A 9,144-nucleotide genomic window follows, 5' to 3' on the forward strand; every position below is an offset into this window, starting at 1 on the left:
GTCCGCCTGTACTCTATATTTTTTCTTGCGGATGGTCTCATGAGCGATAACTTGTATTCCTGGTTTCCCCGGGCCTTGGTGATCGGTGCTGCGGTTGTGGGGTTGTCGAGCTTGCCTGCAAGGGCTCAGCAAATTACGGATCCCAGCCCAGCTCAAGCGGCCACCAATGTTGAACCTACCTCCCCAATCTCGGCTTCTTTCCGCAGCCAAGATGGAGTCAGCGTGCGTCCGGAAACGGTGAGGGTTTTCCTGGATGGCCAAGACGTCACTTCCCAGTCGGTGATCACCCGAGATTTCTTCACCTATCGCCCTGCCCAACCTCTGCCGCCGGGGCGTCGGGAAGTCTTGCTGGAGTTCACCAATACCCAGGGGGTGACCCGCCGCGTGACTTGGAGCTTCACCGTGGGTAGCCCTGTCCGCGCTTCCATCGACCTGGTGGATCACAATGCCGGCAGTCGCCCTTTGGCAGCCGGGGAAATCCTGCTGGTTACCGTCAAAGGCACTCCTTCCAGCCGGGTAACGGTTTACCTCATCCAGGATGGACGGCAAGTGCAAACCTTGCCGGCTCAGGAAGTTTCCAGCGGCACCTATGTAGTGAACGCCCTAATCGAGGCGAAAGATACCACCCGGGAAGGGATCGTCGTCGCCCGCCTGGAAAATGGTGGCCAAGTGCGCTTCATGACCGCCGAACAACCGGCCCGCCTGATCGAAGGGGCCACCGGGGGCATCCAGCGGCTGACCACCCAAGAGGTTTCCGCCACGGTCAGCGCCCCCAGCCCCCTCTTGCCTCAGATCACCAACCTGCAGGATGGGGATCGGGTTTCCGGCTCTTCGTTTACGCTGCAGGGCACTACAGCTCCCAATGCTTCGGTGCGGGTGAATGTAACGGCTTCGACCTCTCTGGGGGGCATCATCAGCGCCCAACAGACCGTGACCAACCAAACGGTGCAGGCAGATGCCCAGGGCCGTTTCACCATCACCGTTCGGCCTCCCATTCCGGCCTCTGGCACGGTGTATCAGGTGAATCTCACGGCCACTTCCGGCAACCAAACCAGCCCAACGGTAACCCTGCGCCTTACCCAGCAGTAAGGGGTTCAAGGGATCCCAGCCCATCCCGATAGACTTCCCCCCACCCATCAGGGGATCTGGAAATCCTGGCATGTCCAGCAGTTCAGACTTCCCTCTCTCCCCTGGGAGAAGGGCTGGGGGTGAAGGCTCTATCATCTTCAATTCCCAGGGATCCCTTGCCGGCTTGTAGGGGAGTTTTGGATAGAGGAGACTGCATTTGCCAGCGCCACAGGAGCCCGGCCACGATCAGGGTGGGCAAAACGATCATCCCGACCACCACTGGCATTTGCTCCGGCAAGGCCAAGTAAGGGCCACCATACTTGATGGCTGTGCTGATCCCGGCAGCAGCCAGCATCAATTTTAGGGCAAACCAGACTGTTTTTCGATCCATGACTTACTTTTAATTCACGCTTTTAATTCACGATTGGCTAGGGCTGCTGACCATGGCAGTGAGAATGCCGGCAATGGTTTCTAGCTCCTCAGGTACCCGATACAGCGTTAAGTCTTGTTTGATCACCTGCTGATCGGCAAGAATTTGTCCGAACTGCCAGATAGACCCCATCGTCACTGCACCGTAGATCTGAGCCTGCTGCTCCACCTGCGCCAGGGCAATCATTTCTACAGCCATTTGCACAAAGGCTCGCGTTAGATCGTCCTTTTTGGCTTCAACCACCAGCAGGATGTTCTTCCCTCGCAACAGATAATCGAGGCTGCCCTTCAACCAATTGTTGACCATCAGGGGATACTCCAGCCGCAAAGGAACTCGACAATGGAGAGCCACTTCGGTCAGCACAGGAGCCACCAGCAATTCCCGCCGCGCTGTTTCGCTGGTGAGGCTAACCAAAGGTAACAATTGTCGGATCCGATCTTTCAAAACTGGGGTTTGCGGCGGCGCAGGGGCAACAGGCCATGTCCACTCCCCAATTTCCAGTTGATAGCCGAACTGAGCCAAGATTTCATCTGGCTCGTAGGGCATCTCAAAATAAGAGCGAAAAGTATAGGATTCGTCTTCTTTAAGAATGGAGATGTTCAGCATGGAGTTCAGGAGAAACCACGCTCAGTCTGGCACAGCTAGGGCTGCTTCAATCCGCTCTTTCAGGGTGGTCACCACTTCTTCAATGGGAATTTCCGTGGCTTGGCCGCTGGCCCGCTCGCTGAGTTCCACCTTGCCCTGTTTGAGGCTGCGCCCCGTGGTGAGGCGATAGGGGATCCCGATCAGATCCGCATCTTTGAATTTCACCCCGGCCCGCTCGTCCCGGTCATCCCAGAGGGTCTCGATGCCGGCAGCAGCGAGATCTTGCACCAGTTTTTCCGCCACGCTCATCTGCTCGGCGTCGGAGATGTTGGGCACCACCACCACTACGTGATAGGGGGCAATGGCCACGGGCCAGATGATGCCATTGGCATCGTGGGACTGTTCCACCGCCGCCTGGGCCAAGCGGGATACCCCAATGCCATAACAGCCCATCCAGAGGGGCTGCTCGGATCCCTGTTCGTCGGTAAAGGTGGCCCGCATCGGCAGCGAGAACTTGAGGCCTAGCTGAAAGATATGGCCGATCTCGATGCCACGGGCCGTTTCCAGGATCTGGTCGGGGTTGAGCAAACACCGATCCCCCGCTTGCGCTTTGCGCACATCCACCACTTCCGGCAGGGGATATTGCTCGCCCCAGTTGGCCCCCACCACGTGCTGCCCCACCTGGTTGCCGCCGGTTACGAAGTTCTGCAGCAGGGCTGCCGTCTGGTCGGCCAAGCGCAGGATCTGGGGGGCAAGGTTTTTTTGCCGGCCCAGACAGCTATCCGGCAAGTCGGGGGCAATGTAGCCCACCGGGATGGGATCCCCCTGCCAACTGTTTTGGATCTCGGCATCGGCCAAGGCGAGCTTGAGCAATTTGCTGGCTTGGTAGCGCTCTGCCAGGCGGCTGAGGTGGTTGGCCAGTTTGACCTCATTGACTTCTTGATCCCCACGGATGCTCAGTAGCACTGCCACCCGCAGGCCGTTGTCGTAGAGGGCTTGGTAGAGGACGTTTTTAACGATCAGGGTAGAGGAGATTTTTAGGAAAGCGGCCAGCTTCTCGATGGTTTCGGTTCCCGGCGTATCCAGAACCTGGAAGGCGGTGTAGGGAGACTCTGCCGCTGGCGGCGGGATGGAGACGGCCTTCTCCACATTGGCAGCATAGGAGCCATCGGGCGTGTAGAGAATCTCATCTTCTCCGGCAGAGGCCAGCACCATAAACTCCTGCGAGGCCGCCGATGGACCCCCGATTGCCCCCGCATCGGCATCCACCACGCGAAACTCCAGCCCACAGCGCCTGAGGATGCGGCTATAGGCTCGGTACATATCCTGGTAGGTCTGGCGCAGGCTTTCCTCGTTGGCATGGAAGGAGTAGGCGTCTTTCATGATGAACTCCCGCCCTCGCATCAGGCCAAAGCGGGGTCGAATCTCATCCCGGAACTTGGTCTGGATCTGGTAGAGCGTCTGCGGCAACTGGCGATAGGAGCGGATGAGATCCCGGGCCAGCAAGGTGATCACCTCCTCATGGGTGGGGCCTAGGGCCTGCTCACGTCCCTGGCGATCCTTAAGGGCAAACATGATCCCTTCCGCCTGGGTGTACACCTCCCAGCGGCCCGACTCCCGCCAGATCTCTGCCGGCTGCAGCTGGGGCAAAAGACACTCCTGAGCGCCGATGGCGTTCATCTCCTCCCGGACAATCTCCGAGATCTTTTGCAGCACCCGCCAGAGGAGCGGCAGATAGGTGTAGATCCCTGGGGAGAGCCGCCGGATAAAGCAGCCCCGCAGCAGCAATTTGTGGCTGGGCAGCTCGGCCTCAACGGGATCCTCCCGCAGCGTGACAAACAGCATCTGGCTCAGTCTCTGGCTCTGTTGCATCCATTCCCCCCTCTGAGGACTCCGTCCCGCTTACGCGATCAGCTCAAATTTTCCCTCCCTGTCTGGGATCCTCTGCCCGAGAACACAGGCCTGACCGGCAGGCCAACCTGAAGTGCCTTGATGAAGCTAGACAGAGGCCAGCGTCCGCCGCTTGGTGACCATCTGGTACACCTCGATGATGTCGCCTTCCTGCCAGGATTGGAACTTGTCGATGCCGATCCCACACTCGAAGCCCGCAGCCACCTCCCGCACGTCGTCCTTGAAGCGCTTCAGAGAGTCGAGACGACCTTCGTAAACCACCTCCCCTTTGCGACGAACTCGCACCAGAGCATTGCGCTGCACCTTGCCCGAGAGCACATAGCTGCCGGCAACCGCACCGCGCCCGATGGGGATCACCAGGCGCACTTCCGCTTGGCCCAGCGGCTCCTCTACTTCTTCCGGCTCCAGCAGGCCCTCCATGGCCGCCCGCAGATCGTCCAGCAGGTTGTAGATGATGTCGTACTCCCGCACATCCACGCCCTTGTCATCGGCAGCCTGGCGGGCGCCGGGGGCCAGGGTAGTGTTGAAGCCGAGGATGATGGCGTCGCTGGCCGCAGCCAAATCCACGTCGGTTTCCGTGATCTCGCCAGGAGCCGCCAGCAGAACCCGCAACTGGACTTCCTCTTGGGGCAAATCCCGCAGCGCTGTCTGAATGGCCTCGGCGGATCCCTGGACATCCGTCTTGATGATCAAGTTCAACTCCTTGAGCTGACCTTCTTGGGCTTTGGCGGAAACGCTACCCAAGCTCACGCGACGAGACAGCAGCGCCTGTTGTAGACGGGTTTGCCGCAGCACCTCCGCCCGCTCTTGGGCAATGCGACGGGCCTCTTTTTCGTCGGTGTAAACCTGAAACTCATCCCCGGCTGCCGGGACTTCATCCAAGCCCAGCAGTTGTACCGCCGAAGACGGCCCAGCTTCCTGCAACCGCTGGCCGCGGTCGTCCATCATCGCTTTGACCCGGCCCAGCACTGCGCCGGCCACCAGGGTATCCCCCACCCGCAGGGTGCCGTTTTGCACCAACAAAGTGGCCACTGGCCCGCGGGCTTTGTCCAAGTGGGCCTCGATCACCGTGCCGCGAGCGGGACGATTGGGGTTGGCCTGCAGCTCCGCCACATCGGCCACCAATAGGATCATCTCCAGCAGAGCATCCAGGTTACGGCGGGTGAGAGCGCTCACCTCCACCATGGGCGTGTCGCCACCCCACTCCTCTGGCAATAGGCCGTGCTCCGCCAACTGCTGCTTGATGCGCTCTGGCTGGCTGCCGGGCTTGTCGATCTTGTTGATGGCCACGATGATCGGCACCTGAGCCGCCCGCGCATGGCTGATCGCTTCCAGAGTTTGCGGTTGTACCCCATCGTCGGCGGCCACCACCAAAACCGCAATGTCGGTAACGCGGGCTCCTCGGGCACGCATGGCGGTAAAAGCCTGGTGGCCGGGAGTATCCAGGAAAACAATGCGCCGCTTCTGGCCTTCAAAGTTCACATCCACATGGTAGGCACCGATGCGCTGGGTGATCCCGCCAGCCTCTCCCTGCGCCACTTTGGTGTCGCGGATGGCATCGAGGAGGGTGGTTTTGCCGTGGTCCACGTGGCCCATGATGGTTACCACCGGCGGACGCGAGACCAGATGGTCGATGTCCTCCACGTCCAGCATTTCGGTTTTTTTAGCCTCGGGTTCTGCCTTGGGCCGGCGAATCTCGTAGCCCAACTCTTTGGCCACCGACTCGGCCAGCGACTCATCCAAGACCTGGTTGATGGTCACCATCACCCCCTTGAAAAAGAGGGTTTTGATGATCTCAGTTTCGGCCACGCGCAGGCGATGGGCCAATTCCTGAACGGTGAGGCTGCCATCCAAGAGCAACACCTTCTCTTCGGGCAAGGGCTCTGTCCCGCTAGCGCGATCGGCAGCACCAGCCTCAGCGGAGGTAGGTTGCTGCTGCAAACGGGCAGCAGGGCGGGGACGGGCAGGGGGAGCAGCCGTTGCCGCGGGTGGGCGATAGGAAGGAGGCTTGGCGGTGGGGCGAGCCAAGGGCTTGAGGGCGTTCAGCTCAGCCTGCTTGACCGCTGAAATGATGGTCATGGGATCCAAATCCAAACCATCTCCATCTCCTTCCCCCCGTCTCCGACTGCGTTTGCGTTTGGCTTGGACGCGGGCAGCCCGCCGACTGAGAGCTTGTAGCTCGTCGTCCTCTTCTTCTTCCGTTTTGCGCTTGACCTTGGGTGGGGTAGGTCTTACGGGAGCCTCCGCCAACACTGGGCTGGGACGTTCCCCAGGGATTCTTTCTGGCAAGGGAGAGGCAGCATCTGGGTCAGGGGGAGCCGGCTTGGCCACAGGACGGGTAGGGGGCCCCACCAATTCCATCCGCCGCTGCGGACGAGGAGCTTCACCGACTTTGCTGCTGCTGACACTGTCTTCTTTGGTTGCCGGGGAGCGCGTGCCAGGGCGAACGGGTGCGCTCACCAGTTGTGGACGGGGGCGCTGCGCAGGTGGAGGAGAAGGAGCTTTTTCTTCCGCAGGCTGAGGAACGCGGGCGTGGCTGGGGGATGGTGCTTCTGAGGGGCTGGGGCGACTGGGCTCGGGAGCTTTTTGCGGCGGTTCAGGCCGCTCTGCCGGCGGTTTTGTCCCGGAGGTAGCTCGTTGAGGGGGCGAGAGTACGATTGGGCGCTTGGCCACAGGACTGGGCTCCGAGCCGCTGGCTTTGGCCGCGGCAGACTCAGAGGGAGTGGGAGGGGTTGCCGGTTGAGAAACAGTCTCCGGCTTTTGGGTGGCCTCAGACGAGCGGACAAGAGGGGTAACCTGCCGCCGCGGTGGGCCTATGAGCTGAGCACCACCAGCCGATCCCTTTTCGGGGGAGACTCGCTCAGGTCGAGACAGCGAGGGCTTGGCAGCCGGCAGAGTTTCAGCAGTCTTGGCTTCGCCAACTGGAGCTGGCTGCTGAGCAGGCGCGGGCCGACGAATGCCGACGATCGCGCTGGCGGTGCCGGGCGCTTTCTGCTGAGGGCGCTCACCGACTTTGGCTTCAGCAGGAGGCTCCGGCGGCAGGCTTTCAGATGGGGGTTTGGGCCGGGGTCGAGGAGGTTTCACAATGTGGGGGGCGCCCAGCTTGCTGCGCACCAACTCAGCTTGCTCCGGAGAAATGGTGCTGCTGTGGGTTTTGAAAGGGATCCCCAGTTGCTCACAAACCTCCAGCACATCCCGACTGTCACGCCCCATCTCACGGGCAATATCATAAATTCGAACTTTATCGGTCATTCGTCTGCTAGCCTCTGCTCCTTTACTTCTCGTCAGTTTTACTATCCAAACTCAATGGGAACCAAGTTATTGGGTTGAGCCGAACCTTTCGGGCTTGCGGGGGCTTCCTCCGGCGCATCGAGAACAGCTCGGCAATCCTCCGGGGATCCGGCCTGAAGGGAACTCAGGTCTGAAGCTGCTCTGGCAACATCCACAGGGGACATCCAGTAAAGCAACCGAGGAAGAACGAGCAAATGTCAACAGCGCCTCCAGAATAACCTCTCTGCAGTTCATCCCACTTGGCCTCAGTTTTCCAGCCAACTCCCATTCTGACAGTTGAGAGGGGCTGCCGTGTGGTTCGCAACTTAGCGAACCTGAAGAGGCGCTTTGAATATCTTACCTACATTGGGAATACCTCTAAGGCTCAGGCTTTTGGAGGAGATGTCCCTGGGAATCTTGCTCAAGAGAATCCAGCAGCCGTTGGAACAACGAGTCAGGCACAGGTGCCTTGAGGGCTCGGTTTATCTGTTGCTTGCGCCGGGCTGCTTGCAGACATTCCAGCCGCCGACAGACATAGGCAGAGCGCCCCATACCCCCGCCCAAAAGCACTTGGTGGGAATCAAATTGTCTGACCAGCCGCCACAGTTGTGAGCGAGGAAACAACTGGCGACACCCTACACAACGACGCAGCGGATCGGCACCCGGCAAGAGACTCTATCCTGCTGGTACACTACAAGCAAGCCCTATCTAGCCTACTCCAAATCCAGCGCCCGCGATCGCAGAAACTCAAAGAAATACTCCACCAACTGGGGATCCCGCCAACCCCTGTCTGTTTCTTCCCGCAAGATGCTTATGGCCTCTTGAACGGTGAACGCTCGCTTGTAAGGTCGCTCTGAGGTGAGGGCGTCGTAGATGTCGATGATCTGAAAGATGCGGGCCACCAGGGGGATCTCTTCCCCCTTGAGGCCGTCGGGATAACCGCTGCCATCCCAACGCTCGTGGTGGTGGCGGATGAGGGGCAACACCTCTTTCATGGTGCGCAGTGGGCGGCAGATTTGCTCCCCGATCAAGACATGGGATTTCATCACCTCCCACTCTTCCGGCGTATGCTTGCCTGTTTTACCCAAAATGGCATCGGGTATGCCCACTTTGCCGATGTCGTGCAGGTAACCTCCCCACATCAGCACCTTGATCAGGGGACGGGGCAGATGCAAAAACTCGCCGAAGCTCTTGGCCATTTGTGCCAGGCGCTCACAGTGATCCCCGGTGGTGGGATCCCGGCTTTCCACACTGCGGGCAATGGCGAACAGAACCTGAGCAGCATGATCCAAGTCTTCATTGAGGTGCTTTTGGCGAACGAGGGAACGCACCCGCGCCAACAATTCCGACTCGTCAAAGGGCTTGCTCAAGAAATCATCTGCCCCAGCTTCAATACCGCGCACGCGATTTTTGTGATCGCTGGCCGCTGTAACCAATACCACCGGGATCAAGCGTGTCTCATCATTCGCTTTGATGCGTCGACAGACCTCGAACCCATCTAACCCCGGCATCATGACATCCAGCAAGATCAGATCCGGCTGGAAGGTTTTCAACATTTGCAGGGCTTGATTGCCGCTTTCGGCCTCGCTGACCCGATAGCCAATGCTCTGCAGCAGATCCCCCAGCAGCAGGCGGCTGTTGGGCTGATCATCGACGATCAAAAGATGACCGATCTCTGTCTCATCCGCCTCATCCGCAGAAGGTGTGACAGGGATCCCAACTGTCACGGGCATCTTGGGCATCTCGAGTTTGGCGAGTTGGGCACAGGAAAAGCTGGTCACTGCAGGATCCCAGTAGCAACACCTCTACGGTAATCCCATCAGAGAAAAAAGAGCATCAGGCTTTACACTGAGCTGCTCCGGGAAAGGGAAGGGTTTTCT

7 protein-coding genes are annotated in these 9,144 nt (G+C 59.6%); 1 reads left to right on the forward strand and 6 read right to left on the reverse strand.

The features are described from left to right. The first annotated feature begins 39 nt into the window (after positions 1-39). Complete coding sequence (locus tag NW820_RS07250; protein WP_238376920.1) at positions 40-1,089, forward strand: hypothetical protein; 1,050 nt, start codon at positions 40-42, stop codon at positions 1,087-1,089. An 82-nt stretch (positions 1,090-1,171) separates the two neighbouring features. Here NW820_RS07250 and NW820_RS07255 read toward each other — a convergent pair whose 3' ends face one another. From NW820_RS07255 to NW820_RS07280, 6 genes are all read right to left on the reverse strand, one after another. Continuing rightward, a complete protein-coding gene (locus NW820_RS07255; protein ID WP_414407098.1) occupies positions 1,172-1,459 on the reverse strand; it encodes a hypothetical protein in 288 nt (95 codons plus the stop codon). A gap of 27 nt (positions 1,460-1,486) precedes the next feature. Next, the gene (locus NW820_RS07260) at positions 1,487-2,104 is read right to left on the reverse strand and encodes a hypothetical protein (protein ID WP_414407099.1); all 618 of its coding nucleotides are present in this window, start codon (positions 2,102-2,104) and stop codon (positions 1,487-1,489) included. Between the two features lie 21 nt (positions 2,105-2,125). Further along, positions 2,126-3,955, reverse strand: a complete 1,830-nt coding sequence (locus tag NW820_RS07265) for a proline--tRNA ligase (RefSeq protein WP_414407100.1) — start codon at positions 3,953-3,955, stop codon at positions 2,126-2,128. Positions 3,956-4,081: 126 nt separating this feature from the next. Continuing rightward, positions 4,082-7,246 (reverse strand): translation initiation factor IF-2, encoded by a 3,165-nt coding sequence (gene infB, locus NW820_RS07270; protein WP_414407101.1) that lies wholly within the window; start codon positions 7,244-7,246, stop codon positions 4,082-4,084. A 396-nt stretch (positions 7,247-7,642) separates the two neighbouring features. Next, a complete protein-coding gene (locus tag NW820_RS07275) occupies positions 7,643-7,933 on the reverse strand; it encodes a YlxR family protein (protein WP_011432759.1) in 291 nt (96 codons plus the stop codon). Positions 7,934-7,977: 44 nt separating this feature from the next. Beyond that, positions 7,978-8,997: an HD-GYP domain-containing protein gene (locus NW820_RS07280; protein ID WP_011432760.1), complete on the reverse strand. Its 1,020-nt coding sequence runs from the start codon at positions 8,995-8,997 to the stop codon at positions 7,978-7,980. Positions 8,998-9,144: the final 147 nt, after the last annotated feature.

It is taken from the genome of Synechococcus sp. R55.7 (genome assembly GCF_047461955.1).
Lineage (GTDB): Bacteria > Cyanobacteriota > Cyanobacteriia > Thermostichales > Thermostichaceae > Thermostichus.